At 57.7% G+C, this 13,531-nt stretch carries 14 protein-coding genes; 7 read left to right on the top strand and 7 right to left on the bottom strand.

Going from position 1 to position 13,531, the window contains the following annotated elements; all coding sequences use genetic code 11:
• Positions 1-11: 11 nt before the first annotated feature.
• Positions 12-206: a hypothetical protein gene (locus tag C2H86_RS00790; protein ID WP_159411025.1), complete on the top strand. Its 195-nt coding sequence runs from the start codon at positions 12-14 to the stop codon at positions 204-206.
• A 97-nt stretch (positions 207-303) separates the two neighbouring features.
• Here the strand turns inward: C2H86_RS00790 and C2H86_RS00785 are convergent, their stop codons facing one another.
• Complete coding sequence (locus C2H86_RS00785; protein WP_159411024.1) at positions 304-801, bottom strand: winged helix-turn-helix transcriptional regulator; 498 nt, start codon at positions 799-801, stop codon at positions 304-306.
• A gap of 207 nt (positions 802-1,008) precedes the next feature.
• Between C2H86_RS00785 and C2H86_RS00780 the strand changes: the two genes are divergently transcribed.
• Together C2H86_RS00780 and C2H86_RS00775 are read left to right on the top strand one after the other, a co-directional pair.
• Positions 1,009-1,635: an isochorismatase family cysteine hydrolase gene (locus C2H86_RS00780; protein WP_159411023.1), complete on the top strand. Its 627-nt coding sequence runs from the start codon at positions 1,009-1,011 to the stop codon at positions 1,633-1,635.
• Between the two features lie 12 nt (positions 1,636-1,647).
• Positions 1,648-2,856: an MFS transporter gene (locus C2H86_RS00775; RefSeq protein WP_240349670.1), complete on the top strand. Its 1,209-nt coding sequence runs from the start codon at positions 1,648-1,650 to the stop codon at positions 2,854-2,856.
• 222 nt (positions 2,857-3,078) lie between these two features.
• Here the strand turns inward: C2H86_RS00775 and C2H86_RS00770 are convergent, their stop codons facing one another.
• Positions 3,079-4,002: a LysR family transcriptional regulator gene (locus C2H86_RS00770; protein ID WP_159411022.1), complete on the bottom strand. Its 924-nt coding sequence runs from the start codon at positions 4,000-4,002 to the stop codon at positions 3,079-3,081.
• 126 nt (positions 4,003-4,128) lie between these two features.
• Here C2H86_RS00770 and C2H86_RS00765 point away from each other — a divergent pair, with 126 nt between their 5' ends.
• Together C2H86_RS00765 and C2H86_RS00760 are read left to right on the top strand one after the other, a co-directional pair.
• Positions 4,129-4,749: a TetR/AcrR family transcriptional regulator gene (locus C2H86_RS00765; protein WP_205524589.1), complete on the top strand. Its 621-nt coding sequence runs from the start codon at positions 4,129-4,131 to the stop codon at positions 4,747-4,749.
• A gap of 45 nt (positions 4,750-4,794) precedes the next feature.
• Complete coding sequence (locus C2H86_RS00760; RefSeq protein ID WP_159411021.1) at positions 4,795-5,778, top strand: MDR family oxidoreductase; 984 nt, start codon at positions 4,795-4,797, stop codon at positions 5,776-5,778.
• Positions 5,779-6,045: 267 nt separating this feature from the next.
• Here the strand turns inward: C2H86_RS00760 and C2H86_RS00755 are convergent, their stop codons facing one another.
• From C2H86_RS00755 to C2H86_RS00745, 3 genes are read right to left on the bottom strand one after another with little or no spacing between them, the layout of a single operon-like run.
• Positions 6,046-6,756, bottom strand: coding sequence for an SDR family NAD(P)-dependent oxidoreductase (locus C2H86_RS00755; protein WP_159411020.1), 711 nt, complete (start codon positions 6,754-6,756; stop codon positions 6,046-6,048).
• Positions 6,757-6,783: 27 nt separating this feature from the next.
• Entirely contained in the window at positions 6,784-7,440 is a 657-nt protein-coding gene (locus tag C2H86_RS00750) for a DsbA family oxidoreductase (RefSeq protein ID WP_159411019.1), read from the bottom strand.
• The gene (locus C2H86_RS00745; RefSeq protein WP_046614894.1) at positions 7,437-7,652 is read right to left on the bottom strand and encodes a tautomerase family protein; all 216 of its coding nucleotides are present in this window, start codon (positions 7,650-7,652) and stop codon (positions 7,437-7,439) included. Before C2H86_RS00745 ends, C2H86_RS00750 begins: the two co-directional genes overlap by 4 nt.
• Positions 7,653-7,872: 220 nt before the next feature.
• On the opposite strand from C2H86_RS00745, the gene C2H86_RS00740 reads away from it, so the two are divergent.
• Both C2H86_RS00740 and C2H86_RS00735 read left to right on the top strand, forming a co-directional pair.
• Positions 7,873-8,787 carry a LysR family transcriptional regulator gene (locus tag C2H86_RS00740; protein ID WP_159411018.1) on the top strand — a complete coding sequence of 305 codons (915 nt, stop codon included), beginning with the start codon at positions 7,873-7,875 and terminating at the stop codon, positions 8,785-8,787.
• 204 nt (positions 8,788-8,991) lie between these two features.
• Positions 8,992-9,939: an aromatic alcohol reductase gene (locus C2H86_RS00735; protein WP_159413035.1), complete on the top strand. Its 948-nt coding sequence runs from the start codon at positions 8,992-8,994 to the stop codon at positions 9,937-9,939.
• A gap of 295 nt (positions 9,940-10,234) precedes the next feature.
• On the opposite strand, the gene C2H86_RS00730 is transcribed toward C2H86_RS00735, so the two are convergent.
• Both C2H86_RS00730 and C2H86_RS00725 read right to left on the bottom strand, forming a co-directional pair.
• Complete coding sequence (locus C2H86_RS00730; protein WP_159411017.1) at positions 10,235-11,560, bottom strand: MFS transporter; 1,326 nt, start codon at positions 11,558-11,560, stop codon at positions 10,235-10,237.
• Positions 11,561-11,725: 165 nt separating this feature from the next.
• Positions 11,726-13,396: an FAD-dependent oxidoreductase gene (locus C2H86_RS00725; protein WP_159411016.1), complete on the bottom strand. Its 1,671-nt coding sequence runs from the start codon at positions 13,394-13,396 to the stop codon at positions 11,726-11,728.
• Positions 13,397-13,531: the final 135 nt, after the last annotated feature.

Here is a 13,531-nt window from a genome sequence, read left to right as displayed (position 1 = left end):
CGGAGACGCCCATGTACAGCCCAGACAGAACCATTCCCCTGACGGCATGGATGGTAGTTGGCCTAGGTTTCCTCGCCTTAGCCCTTTCGTTCTCGGCCAGGGCTGTCATGTCCATCGCGATGCTTGCCGGCCTGGCAGCAGCTTTGATCATCCTATTGAAAGAAGAGAGGGAGCCTGCCGGTACCATTCAGGCTCAGGACGCTTAGTCTTCAGGCACTGAGCAAGACCCCGGCTAATTGCTTCCCTTCATAGCGTTCACTTCCAATTCAAACATGTCAGTACAGGAAAGCCTCTTAGCCTCAGCTACTTCCGCTTGAAAGCATCTCGACGAAACTCGCGTTCGTGAAGGAAACGATCGCTGATCAGCGCTTCCAAGTCCTCGCGTTCCACAGCGTCGCCGCAGTGAGGACAAACGCTGGCCACACCCACATCATGGCCGCAGGCGCGGTGCACGAAATGCACGGCCAGCCCCTCATCCGGGTGCTTGCACCACTTCTCGCCCCAGGCGCGCAGCGCGTAAATCACAGGATAGAAGTCCCAGCCCTTGTCGGTCAGATGATATTCGTAGCGCAGCGGCTTCTCGCTGTAGGGCCGGCGTTCGACCAGGCCATTCGCCTCCAGCGCTTTGAGCCGCGAAGTCAGCATCTGGGGCGTAGCGGTGGTCTGGATCAGCATTTCCTCGAAGCGTGTCGCGCCTATGTACAGCTCACGCAGGACCAAAATGGTCCATTTGTCGCCCACTAGATCCATCGAGCGTGCCACCGGGCACACCGTATCGCTTGTCACGTCCAGCCTCGACATCACGCTGCTTTCTCCGCAGAAACTATTGTTTTCATAGTAACCCAGCGAGATTAACCATGTCGCATGGAATAACGCTCAAAGCCTCATCTCTGTTGACACTATGAATTTCATAGTTAGTATGAGGCCTATGCGGCTTGCGCTGTCGCAGCGCGGCATTTGTCGGTATAGCAAACGTCCCAGAACGCCTCTCTCACCTGGAGCACCATCATGACCCATCCTGTGTATGCCTCGGAGCGGACCGCTCTGCTGCTGGTCGACCCCTACAATGACTTCCTGTCCGATGGCGGCAAGCTTTATCCCATGCTCAGAAGCGTCGCGGACGAGGTTCAACTGCTCGACAACCTGCGCAGGACCGTTGCCGCCGTGCGGGCACAAGCAATTCAGGTGTACTACGTGCCTCATCGGCGCTGGCAGCCCGGCGACTACACCCGCTGGGCTCACCCCAATCCCACCCAACGCCTGATCCAGGAACGTCACACCTTTGCCAAGGGTTCCTGGGGCGGCGAGTGGCATCCCGATTTCGTGCCACAGGAGGGCGACATCATCATCCAGGAACACTGGGGACAAAGTGGGTTCGCCAATACCGACCTCGATTTCCAGCTGAAGCAACGAGGCATCACACACGTAATCGTCGTCGGCCTGCTGGCGAACACCTGCATCGAATCGACGGCACGCTTCGCCATGGAGTTGGGTTATCACGTCACGCTGGTCCGCGATGCGACTGCCGCCTTCAGCAAGGAAATGATGCACGCGGCGCACGAACTGAACGGGCCGACGTTTGCTCACAGCATCGTCGACACCCGCGGGCTCGTGCAGACTTTGCAACTGCAGTGAAGGGGCTGCGTCATGTTTGCCTCTTGCGTATCGCCAATGGGAGTTTCCAGCCGCCTCGTAACGCTGATGGCCCTGTGCTGCGCGCTGGCGGTCTCGACCATCTACTACCACCAGCCGCTTCTGCCCCAGATGGCCGCGTCTTTTGGCCTGGCACCTACACAGGCCGGCCTGATCGGCACCCTGACACAGCTTGGCTATGCGCTAGGCCTGCTGTTCATCGTGCCGCTCGCCGATTGTCGACAGCCCCGCCAACTCGCGCTGCTGGCCATCGCGGGTAATGCCGTTGCCTTACTTCTTTGCGCTGTAGCGCCGACTTTCACGATACTGTGCGTGAGCAGCCTCTTGGTTGGCGTTACGGCGATCACTGCGCAGCTCATCATCCCCTGTGTGTCGAGCTTGGCCACTCCAGCTGAGAGAGGTCGCATCGTCGGGAGCCTACTCAGCGGCCTCTCGGCAGGCCTGTTACTGGCCCGCATGCTCGGGGGCTTCGCCGGTGCACATGCGGGGTGGAGAGTCGTCTTTGTGCTGGCCTCGCTCAGCGATGTCCTACTGCTGTTCATCGTTGCCAAGCGCCTGCCCGCCACCGCGAGTCTGCAGACGATAAGCTACGGGCGGCTCCTGGGTTCGTTAGGCAGCCTGGTCAAACAGGAAAGCGTGCTGCGTTACTGCGCGGCGAGCGGCCTGCTGATGTTCGCTGCATTCAGTGCGCTGTGGGCTTCGCTTGCCGCGCTATTGGCACAACCTCCATACGGACTCGACTCCGCTACCATTGGTCTGTTTGGCCTGGTCGCGTTGTTGGGGATCGTCGCGTCACCTTGTATTGGCACGCTGACCGATCGCCTGGGCAGACACACCATGGTTCTAGCCGGCGCGATGACCCTCGTCCTGGGCTTCGCCTGCATTGGAGCGGGCGGGCAACATCTTGGCTGGCTGATCCTCGGCATGGTGCTGCTCGACCTAGGCAATCGTGCCGGGCTGGTTGCCAACCAGGCACGCGTATTCACCCTGAGGACCGAGGCCAGAAGTCGGCTAAATACCGTATTCATGGGGTCGTATTTTCTGGGGGGAGCGATCGGCGCCGCATTGGGAAATTATGGGGTGCACCAGGCCGGCTGGATCGGCCTTGCCGCGGTTGGCATTCTGCTGTCTTTAGCGGCCACAGTTATCAATGCGCTTGCACCCCGTGAATCGAGCTCGACGATGGGCGAGGTTCGCCCATGAGCGATTAAAAGACGACTCGACAGCGCATCTTTTGCTGGTTTGCTTAGGCTTCCAGCCATGCCGTAAGTTGGCATTCAACTCCCAGGCGGGCGCAACACTCACCCAAGGATTGAGACACCCAATCCGCTTGGATCCCTATCAAGCTCTCATAACTGGGTGAGAATCCTGCGTCGTGTTTCGTTCGCCCCTACTCGAACACGGAATAGGGGACCAACTTTCGTGCTAGAGCGAAGCCCACTCTTCGCGATACTGAACCAGGAAATCTACAAAAGCGCGCACCCTCTGCGGGATATGACGACCGTGAGGGTACAACAACGTGTACGGCCTTGATCGCCCGCTAAACGGTTTCAAGACTTCGACGAGTCGCCCATCAGCGAGCTCTTGTTCCACGATGAATTTGTAGGTTTGGAATAATCCGGCACCGTTCTTGGCAAGTGTCACTCCGCCCAGCACGTCGTCGGAACAGGAATAGCTTCCAGCAGTGAATACCTCACGCTCTCGACCGTCCTCTTGGAACAGCCAAGAGATACGCCGCCCGCTACTCGGAAGCTCAAATTGAATGCATTCATGCTGGTCCAGGTCCTGCAAGGTCTGCGGTGCCCCGACCTTCTGCAGGTAGGCTGGAGACGCTACGACAACCAACTTTGCATCCTCCAGTAACCTCGCAATCATCGTGGAATCAGGCTGAGCTCGTACCCGAATCGCCAGGTCGTACCCTTCTGCAACAAAGTCGATATTTCGATTACCGAGGTGGATATCAACGGTTACATCAGGATATAGCTCACGAAATTTTGGCAGCAAAGGCAGGATGCGGTGGTGCCCATAAGTCGTGGGCAGGCTGATACGAAGGCGGCCTGAAGGCGTTGCTTGAGCGCCCATAACTGCCTGCTGGGCCTCTACCAGTTGCGTGAGCGCCTGGCTGCACTGCTCGAAAAAATCCTTTCCCGCATCGGTCAACCGAATGCTTCGCGTTGTCCTTGCGAACAGCCGTGAGCCCAGCCTTTTTTCCAAGCGAAGGATCGACCTGCTCACTGCGGCCGGAGTAACGCCAGCGAGCTGAGCTGCGGCAGTAAAGCTGCCCGCTTCCGCAGACAGGCAAAACAGCTCAATACTTCCCAACTGCAGATCGTCAAAATGCCGCTTCATAGGATTTATCCGTACAGGGGCTGATAGAAGGCTTGGTGTCGGACTGCGGTAGACAATTGCACCGACTGGAGAACGTTGCTTGACATTTAGACTGCTCGGTCTAATTATCCTTGGATGGACATTTCAATGAAAGCCCCCAGGCGCGGGCGCCCCCCAAAAATCTCGCGTGGCGATCCCGATACTCGGCGTGCATTGATCCGCTGTGGCGTGGAGCTGCTGACCGAGCAAGGATTCAACACTACCGGTATCGAACAGGTTCTCAAGCGGGTCTCCGTACCGAAAGGCTCCTTCTATCACTATTTCGACAGCAAGGATGCCTTCGGGCGTGAGGTCCTCGCTGAATACGGAAATTTCTTTGAGCGCCGCCTGCGCCGGATCCTGCTCAACCCCCATCGAGAACCGTTGGAGCGCATCGAAGATCTGCTGCAGGAGTCGCTCATCGGCATGGAAAAGTACAACTGGCGTCGCGGCTGCCTGGTAGGCAATCTCGGCCAGGAAGTGACTTTGCTGCCCGATGATTTTCGCGATCAGATAGAGAAGATTTTTCGAGTTTGGGAGGCACTACTCAGCCAATGCCTCCAGGAAGCGCAGGCCAACCAATCGATAGCCCAGTCTGTGGAGTGTGAACAACTGGCAGCTTTTTTCTGGATTGGCTGGGAGGGCGCAATCACGCGCGCACGTCTCTGCGAAAGTGGTCACCCACTGTCAATCTTCGTCAGGGGATTTCTCGCCGGCATTGCCCGGTGAGTTTTTATCGTCGATTACTAGACAACCGGTCTAAAAGGAGTCGCTATGTTCAATGCAGTCGTTGTGGAGAACCAAGAAGGCGCTAAGCAGGCCCATTACAGAGAGCTATCCGATGACCAATTGCCAGCCGGCAGTGTCACCGTTGCGGTGTCTCACAGTACGCTGAACTACAAAGATGCCCTTTGCATCACAAGCCGCAGTCCGATCGCCCGGCACTTTCCCATGATTCCGGGAATTGATTTTGTAGGGGTGGTGCAGCGCAGCGAAGACAGCCGCTATCGCGAAGGCGATTCTGTTTTACTCAACGGCTGGGGTGTTGGGGAAAGTCATTGGGGCGGCCTGTCCCAGAAGGCCCGGGTGAGCGCAGATTGGCTGATTCCTCTTCCGCAGGGGATGACACCCCATAACGCCATGGCGATAGGCACCGCGGGTTACACATCCATGCTTAGCCTGATCGCCCTGGAGCGCGCCGGTCTAAAGCCTGATGCAGGGCCTGTTTTGGTAACCGGGGCGAATGGTGGCGTCGGCAGCATTGCCGTAGCGCTGCTGGCCGCCCGAGGGTATGAGGTCATTGCCTCGACCGGCCGGTTAGATGAGGCAGACCACTTGGTCCGGCTGGGCGCGACGGAAGTGATTGATCGAAACACGTTATCTACACCTGGTAAGCCTTTGGGCAAAGAGCGCTGGACAGCGGCAATTGACTCTGTAGGAAGTCACACCCTTGCGAACGTATGTGCTCAGACCAAAGCCGACGGCTGGGTTGCCGCTTGTGGCCTGGCACAGGGCATGGATTTCCCGGCGACAGTAGCACCCTTCATTCTGAGGGGGGTGAGCCTCTTGGGGATCAACAGCGTGACACGTCCATATGCCGAGCGAGTCGAGGCATGGGCTCGACTGAACGCGGAGCTGGATCTGTCGGTTCTGGAGCAGTTAACACGGGAAGTACCGCTTTCAGAAGTCATCCCTGTTGCAGATGACCTTTTGGCTGGAAAGATTCGCGGGCGCCTCGTTGTTGATACCAGCGTTTAATCCATAGCCCAAGCACGCTCGATGCTTTCAAAGAGGCCAGCCCTCCGTGTTGGGGGCTTGATCCGGTTTACTCTGCAAAAGCTTTTGCCGGCATGCTTCATGACATAGCTGTGGGAGATTTCGTCGAGGGGGCAAACCTACTATTCCTGTTTACAGGCGGCGGACCAGGCGTTTATGCCTATCGCAGTGCATTCGATTTCTAAAAAACCAGCCCTCACTTGAAATCTGCTCATCACCGGAACGTGCCGGTGATGAGCATTCTGTCAATCAATGGCCTGCGCTCTGACCGCCATCGACATGCAAGATCTCGCCGGTGACAAACGAAGCGCTGTCCAAGTAGAGAATCGCTTGAACGATGTCGTTGATCTCGCCCATGTGACCGATGGGATGCAGCTTGCCCAGGGCATCGTGAGTTTCGGCGCCATGCATAGGGGTCTTGATGATGCCAGGCGACACGGCGTTAGCGCGGATGCCTCGTTTGGCATACTCAATTGCGATCGATTTGGTGGCAGCGTTGATGCCACCTTTGGTGAGCGATGCCATTACCGAAGGAACGCCGTCGATTGCGTGGTCAACCAGGCTGGTGGTGACGCTGACCACATGCCCGCTACCATTCTTTTCCATTTCCGCGATGGCGAGTTGGGAGATGTAGAAGAAGCCGCTCATATTGGTCGCAACGACTTGCGCATAGTCTTCTTTGGTGTAGCTGGTGAACGGCTTGGCAACAAAAATCCCGGCGTTGTTGACGAGAGTGTCGATGCGCCCGAAGCGGGCAACGGCTTCGCGCACCACTCGTTCCGCTGTGGCCGGATCCGCGATATCACCGGCAACAGTCAGGATATCTGGATCGGTCGATGGTTGAATGGAGCGCGAGGTCGCTACCACTTTGTGGCCGAGGGCTCGGAATCCTTCCACTACACCCGCACCAATGCCTTGAGATGCGCCAGTTACGATGATTACTTTTTGAGAATTGCTCATGATATTTCCTCTACTATGATTAAGTTTTCAGTTAGACGAAGCGGCTTGTGCCGCCTGCCTTAGCACTTGCTCGTAATACTCAACAGGCTGTGAACCTGCGACGACTTGCCGATTGTTCAGTACGATTGCGGGTACAGAGTTGATGCCGCGGTCCAAGTAAAAATTTTCGAGCGCTCGGATTTCGTCGGTGAATTGCCCGCTTTCAAGTACTACCTGCGCTTGCTGGGCGTTCAAACCGACTTTCTGAGCCAACGCCACCAAAGTCTCGTGACTGCTAGGGTTTTGCCCATTCACGAAGTAAGCCTCAATCAGCGCTCGGTGAAGCTCGCTTTGGAACCCTTCATTCGCCGCCCAGAACAACAGGCGATGTGCATCATGGGTATTGAAAAAGTGAGTTCGCCTTTCAAGATTAAACTCAAAGCCGAGCTCGCGCCCTCTTTCAATAATCATCTGATTACGTTCTGCCACCTGATGCGAAGTTCTTCCGTACTTGCGAATCATGTGTTGGATAGCGTCCTCACCCTCAGCGGGCATATCGGGATTGAGCTCAAACGGTTTAAACGTCAACTTGACATCGATTTCGCCGGCTACGTTGGCGATGGCTTGATCCAAAGCAGTCGAGCCAAGCGCACACCAAGGACAGACGACATCAGAAACAAAGTCGATTTTTACTGTGTGTTTCATGGCTTTGACTCCGACAATTGCTTTCTGTACTCGGTTGTCGTAATGCCGGAGTAGCCCCAGTTATCAGTATCGACCTCTTCGATCACGATGTGGGTCAACTTAGGGTCTTTATGAAGTACACGCTCCATAGTTTCGGTGATTTCTTTTATTACCTGAGCCTTTTGCTCTCGGGTAACACCATCACGAGTGATACGGACGCTGATGAATGGCATGGTAAGTTCCTCTATTAAGTGGCATCGAGTAATGAGCTGTTGATGGAGAAACTTTAAGAATCCAGGGTGAATTGATAAATATGCCCTGAGGTAATTCATTTGTGACCTCGTGTATCGAATCACGGGGCACCTGGGTAGGTCTTTTTGGCTGTTACCTGTCTGTGCACAGCTGTGGCAGCCTATAGCTGCCGGTTGTGCTTCGCAGAGAAGAGGGGATGGGATGGATCGTTTGCAAGCAATGCAGGTTTTTGCCCGGGTAGTGGAGACCAACAGCTTCAATAAAGCAGCCGAGGCCTTGGGGATCATGCCATCCTCGGCCACCCGGATAATCAAGAATCTTGAGGATTACCTGGGGGTCCGCTTGCTGAATCGGACGACACGGCAGCTGAGCCTGACAGCGGATGGTGAGCATTACTACCGTCACTGCCGACAGGTGCTGGCTGACATTGATCGTGCGGAATCCACCTTTCCGGGCGGGAATGCCACGCCGCGAGGCAGATTGCGTGTGGATATCTCGAATTCTTTAGGTCGTCTTTTCGTTTTGCCTGCAGTGCGCGAGTACCAGCAGCGATTTCCTGAGGTCGAATTGGTCATCGGTCTGAGTGACCGGACCGTAGACCTGGTACAGGAAGGCATCGATTGCGTGGTCCGAACCGGAGTGCCGCTTGACTCCGCAAGCCTGGTAGCTCGGCAAATTGGCAGTTTCGATTGGGTAACGTGCGCCTCTCCACAATACCTTCAAGCGTATGGCGTACCCAGGTCCTTGGACGACTTGCAGAAGCATCAGTCAGTGGGTTACCTGTCTAGCAGGACCGGGCGATCCATCGAATGGCATTACTTGATCAACGACGAACCGGTCTTCGTGCGGGTTCCTGAAAAGCTAGCGGTAAATGACACAGACAGCTATGTGACATGCGGCCTGGAAGGCCTTGGCCTGATACGGGTGGGCAGCTACATGGTTTGGCGCCATTTGGATTCCGGCAGACTAGTTTCAGTGCTTGAGGGTTACACCGCACCGCCCGTGCCGATCTCAGTGATGTATCACCACAGCAGTTACCACTCACCGACGCTGAGGTCGTTTGTAGACTGGGTAATTGAGCTATTCAAAAACTCAAAATTAGGACTAGGCAATTAACCCATTACACCAGCTTTCTAAATGCAAAGCGTCGAAGCCAAATGAGATTTGATCGAAAGCCATAATTCGCATTTGTGCAATTGTGAAATCGAGTTTCGGCGCAGACATTGTTTACACTTTTAGCCAAAATCGTTAGCTGTCTAGCGGCTTCAAGAGTCGCCAATTGCTCATTCTGAGTGTTTTCAGTTTTAACGAGGTGGCATGATGACTATTGAGACTACTTTCAAAAAGCGTAGGATACTCGTGTTGGGCGCAGGTGAATTGGGGCTAGAGGTTCTGCGCGAGTTATCAGGCCAAGGGGTGGCCATCGGAAAGGCAGATGTCTCGGTAATGCTGAGGACCTCATCCGGCAGTTCAGCAAGCCAACGGGATGAACTGCTAACTGAACTTGATGCTCTAGGCGTTAGCGTGATTGCGGGGGATGTGGTGGGTGACAGCCTGGAAACCATAGCCGAAACTTTTGGCAAGTTTGAAGTAGTGGTTAGTTGCGTAGGTTTTGCTGCTGGTCCAGGCACGCAGCTAAAGCTAGCTTTGGCCGCGATCGAGTCATGTGTCAGAAAATACTATCCTTGGCAGTTTGGTGTTGATTACGACGTGATCGGCCGCGGTAGCGCTCAGCCACTCTTCGACGAGCAACTTGACGTTCGTGATCTATTGCGTTCACAAAGCAGGATCGACTGGACGATTATTTCTACTGGTATGTTCACAAGCTTTCTCTTTGAGCCATCCTTTGGCGTGGTAGATCTCGAAAACAGGACAGTTAATGCACTCGGCGACTGGGATACGTCCGTGACTGTCACCACGCCTCAAGACATTGGTAAACTGACAGCGAAAGCAGTACTTTCCGAGCCTGAAATTACCAGTAAAGTAATCTACACTGCGGGCGACACCGTTTCCTATCGTCAGCTGGCAGATCTCATAGATGAGGCGCTGGATTATTCCGTCGCACGGAATGTTTGGACGATTCCTTTCTTGCAGGCCGAGCTCAAAAAAGATCCCAACAACGTCTTGAAACGATATCGACTGGTGTTCGCGCAAGGCAACGACAACGGCGCTGGTGTAGCGTGGAAAAAAGAAGTATCTTATAACTATCGAGAAAATGTAAAAGTTTCCACTGTGGCCGATTGGCTTAGATTAAACGCAGCGGTGTAGCCTCAGCTGATAACTGCTATCGCTCGCTGCAGAGCGATCCGTGATACAGATAACAAATCGTTCGCTTTTATAACAATTTTAAATGAGCTTTGGATTAGTGTCCGCTTTGGGGTCGAAAGCTGCCGTTCGCGTCAGACCGCTTTCCCAGGAATCGCGCCAGCGTTAAGAAATTGAGCAGGGCAGTTGTTCCGACAAGTACTGCCCAGGTCTCGGGGCCGGTGGTTTATCAGTGAAACCCAGGCACGCATAAAAAAGGGGCCCGTCAGGGCCCCACCGAGGTAACTGGAGTTCGCGCCTATTGGGCTTCGATCTTGCGTGGCGCCATGAAGTACATCCAGATCAGCGCCAGGAAGTACATGGCCGGGATCATGGTGAACAGCACGGCATAGTTGTTGTTCGTCGCCATCAGCACGCTGCCGACGATCTGCGTCATGAACATCCCGCCAATCGCCGCGCACATGCTGGCGAAGCCGAACACCGTGCTGATCAGGTGCTTGGGCGTGTAGTCCATCACCAGGCTCCAGATGTTCGCGGTCCAGGCCTGGTGCGCGCCGACTGCCAGGGCGATGGCCAGTACCGCGATCCACAGGCCGCTGGCATGGGCGGCGAAGGTTACGCTGACCATGGTGCAGGCAAAGATCAGCATCGACACCAGGCGCGCGGTGGTGGCGCGCACGCCGCGGCCGATCAGCCACGAGGACAGGATGCCGCCGCCGATGCTGCCGAAGTCGGCGGTCAGCCAGATCAGCATCAGCGGGATGCCCATCTGGGTCACGCTGATCCCTAAGTTGTACTGCTGGTTGAGGAACGGCGGCAGCCAGTACAGGTAGAACCAGAACACCGGCGCGGTGATGGAGTAGGCCACGGCGAACGCCCAGGTGCCACGCATGCCGAGGATGCGGCTGAAAGGCAGGCGCGCCACCTCCGGCTCAACGTCCTGCTGGATGTAGTCGAGCTCGCTCTGGCGCACGCTTGGGTGCTCTTCCGGGTTGAAGTACTTCAGGCCCCAGAACACCAGCCAGACCAGGCCCAGGCAGCCCATGGCGATGAACGCGGCCTGCCAGCCCCAGACGGTCAGAATCAGCGGCAGCAGGGCCGGGGTGACCATGGCGCCGACGTTGGTGCCGGCGTTGAACAGGCCGGTGGCGATGGCGCGCTCGCCGGCAGGGAACCACAGGCGCACGGTCTTCACACAGGCCGGGTAGTTGGCCGCTTCGGTCAGGCCGAGGATGAAGCGGCAGACCATGAAACCGGCCGCCGAGGTGGCCAGGCCGTGGGCGCCGGTGGCCAGGCTCCACAGCAGCACGGCGGCGAAGAAGGCGCGTTTGACGCCGACCTTGTCGATCAGCCGGCCCTGCAGCACGAAGCCGACCGCATAGCCAACCTGGAACCAGAAGTTGATGTTGGCGTAGTCCATCGCCGTCCAGCTCATGGCCTTGGCCAGTTCCGGCTGCATGATGCCGAGCGCGGCGCGGTCGATGTAGTTCAGGGTGGTGGCGAAGAACACCAGGGCGAGCATGCCCCAACGGGTCTTGCCGACGGCGAAGGCGCCACGGATCTTGTCGCCGATGCCGGCGGATGGCAGCCGTGGGCTGGCGGTAGTGAGCTTGGAGTGGTTCATATCCTGGTCGTTTCTTGAAATTGTAATGAACGGCTTTTTCTCGAACGTGACCTGGCCCCAGGCAGGGGGTACACGCAAGGCCGGTGCATGGTGAGCAGTGAAGCGGCGACCGTCAATTCGCTGGAGGGGGCTATTGTTCGATAACCGAACAATAGCGAACCAACCTCACAAACTGGCCAGCGCCTTGCCCGCCAGATAGCCGAAGGTCATGCCCGGCCCCAGGGTGATACCACCGCTAGGATAATGCCCGGCCATCACGCTGTGCATGTCGTTGCCGACCGCGAACAGGCCGGGTATCGGCTGCTGCGCGTGATCGAGCACGCGTGCCGAGGCATCCGTGTACAGGCCGGCGAAGGTGCCGAGGCTGCCAGGCAGCAGCTTCACCGCATGGAAAGGGCCGTGCAGCAAGGGGCGCAACGAGGGGTTCGGCCCCTGCAGCGGTTCACCCTGGGCCTTGTTGTAGGCCGAGGCGCCGCGTTGGAAGGCCGGGTCTTCACCCTGCGCGGCATGGCGATTGAAGTCGGCCACGGTGTCTTGCAGTTGCGCGGCATCGATCCCGCAGCGCTGCGCCAGCTCTGCCAGGGACTGACCGCTGAACAGGTAGCCGCGGCGCTGGTAGAAGCCGGTCGGGAACGGGAACGGCTTGGCCCAGCCGATGCCGTAGCGCCGTTGTGCGGCGTGGTCGCAGATCAGCCAGGCCTCGTGAGGTTCGCCCTGTGGCGTGGCGGCGAACAGCGCATTCATGAAGTCGTGGTAGCAATCGGCTTCGTTGACGAAACGTCGGCCATCACGGCGCACGGCAATGAAGCCGGGCTTGGCGCGGTCGATCAAGTGTGGAAAGTGGCCAATGCTGCCGTCACGGCGCGGCACCCGCGAGACCGGTGCCCAGGCGCCGGCCTGAACCAGTGTGCCGACGCGAGCTCCAACCTGTTCGCCCAGGCGCAGGCCATCACCGCTGTTCTCTGGCGGTGCGGCCGAGTAATGCTGGTCGCCATCCGGCGCATGGGGCATCAGCTGGGCAATGCGCTGGGAGTCATGGGCAAAGCCACCACACGCCAGCACCACGCCACGGCGTGCGTGGATCACCTGGCCATCGGCGAACTGGGCGCCGTCGATGCGCCCATTACCGAGCAAGCGAGTGGCCGGCTTGTCGGTGAGCAAGGTCACGCCAAGGTCCAGGGCGCTGCGCAACAGGCGGGCGACCAGGGCGTTGCCGTTGACCAGGTGCAGGCCGCGCGGATGCAGCAACAGGTCGCGGCCATGACGCAGCAGGCGCTTGCCGACGTGCAGGGCAGCCTTCGGCGAGCGGCGGGCGTTGAAGAAGGCGGCCATGTCCGCGCCACCGGCGATGCCGATGCCCGCCAGGCTGACGATGTCCAGCGGCGGGCGCAGCGTGTGCAGCCATGGGCCAAGCAACCGCCCGTCGAACGGCAGCGCGCACAGCGAGCGCCCGCCACGTGCGCTGCCGTCGCCTTCACGCATGTCGGGCATCTTGCTGCCGGACTGGAACTGCACGGCGGTGTGCTGCTGGAAGAATGCCACCATTTCCGGGCCATGGCGCAGGAAGGCGCGCTGGCGAGGGTCCAGTTCGGCGACCCCGGTCTGGGCGCGCAGGTAACGTTCCGCTGCGTCGTCGGGTTCGACGATGCCTTCGGCAACGGCCAGCGGGTTGCGCGGAATCCACAGCCAGCCCCCCGACCAGGCGCTGGTGCCGCCAAGCTGGCTGGCCTTTTCCGCGACGATCACCTTGAGGCCGTGATGCGCGGCGGTAACGGCGGCCGCCAGGCCAGAGGCACCGGAGCCGATGACAAGTACGTCACACGCGATGGGTTGCATGAATAGATCCTTATGCAGTCAAGGTTGTGGAAGCCATGTGGGAGCTTCCAGGCGTGCGCTGTACTTGTGGGAGCCGCGCTTGCCGGCGATGGGGCGCGAAGCGGCCCCACAATTTCGAGGTTGCTGCATAAATAG

The organism is Pseudomonas putida (assembly GCF_009883635.2).
Classification (GTDB): domain Bacteria; phylum Pseudomonadota; class Gammaproteobacteria; order Pseudomonadales; family Pseudomonadaceae; genus Aquipseudomonas; species Aquipseudomonas putida_W.
Note: the sequence above shows the minus strand (reverse complement) of the source record. Positions and strands in the feature narration are given on the sequence as shown.

Excerpts from the sequence above, each read along its gene's own strand:
- C2H86_RS00790 (WP_159411025.1), top strand. The coding sequence starts at position 12 with ATGTACAGCCCAGACAGAACCATTCCCCTGACGGCATGGATGGTAGTT.
- C2H86_RS00785 (WP_159411024.1), bottom strand. The coding sequence starts at position 801 with ATGTCGAGGCTGGACGTGACAAGCGATACGGTGTGCCCGGTGGCACGC.
- C2H86_RS00780 (WP_159411023.1), top strand. The coding sequence starts at position 1,009 with ATGACCCATCCTGTGTATGCCTCGGAGCGGACCGCTCTGCTGCTGGTC.
- C2H86_RS00775 (WP_240349670.1), top strand. The coding sequence starts at position 1,648 with ATGTTTGCCTCTTGCGTATCGCCAATGGGAGTTTCCAGCCGCCTCGTA.
- C2H86_RS00770 (WP_159411022.1), bottom strand. The coding sequence starts at position 4,002 with ATGAAGCGGCATTTTGACGATCTGCAGTTGGGAAGTATTGAGCTGTTT.
- C2H86_RS00765 (WP_205524589.1), top strand. The coding sequence starts at position 4,129 with ATGAAAGCCCCCAGGCGCGGGCGCCCCCCAAAAATCTCGCGTGGCGAT.
- C2H86_RS00760 (WP_159411021.1), top strand. The coding sequence starts at position 4,795 with ATGTTCAATGCAGTCGTTGTGGAGAACCAAGAAGGCGCTAAGCAGGCC.
- C2H86_RS00755 (WP_159411020.1), bottom strand. The coding sequence starts at position 6,756 with ATGAGCAATTCTCAAAAAGTAATCATCGTAACTGGCGCATCTCAAGGC.
- C2H86_RS00750 (WP_159411019.1), bottom strand. The coding sequence starts at position 7,440 with ATGAAACACACAGTAAAAATCGACTTTGTTTCTGATGTCGTCTGTCCT.
- C2H86_RS00745 (WP_046614894.1), bottom strand. The coding sequence starts at position 7,652 with ATGCCATTCATCAGCGTCCGTATCACTCGTGATGGTGTTACCCGAGAG.
- C2H86_RS00740 (WP_159411018.1), top strand. The coding sequence starts at position 7,873 with ATGGATCGTTTGCAAGCAATGCAGGTTTTTGCCCGGGTAGTGGAGACC.
- C2H86_RS00735 (WP_159413035.1), top strand. The coding sequence starts at position 8,992 with ATGACTATTGAGACTACTTTCAAAAAGCGTAGGATACTCGTGTTGGGC.
- C2H86_RS00730 (WP_159411017.1), bottom strand. The coding sequence starts at position 11,560 with ATGAACCACTCCAAGCTCACTACCGCCAGCCCACGGCTGCCATCCGCC.
- C2H86_RS00725 (WP_159411016.1), bottom strand. The coding sequence starts at position 13,396 with ATGCAACCCATCGCGTGTGACGTACTTGTCATCGGCTCCGGTGCCTCT.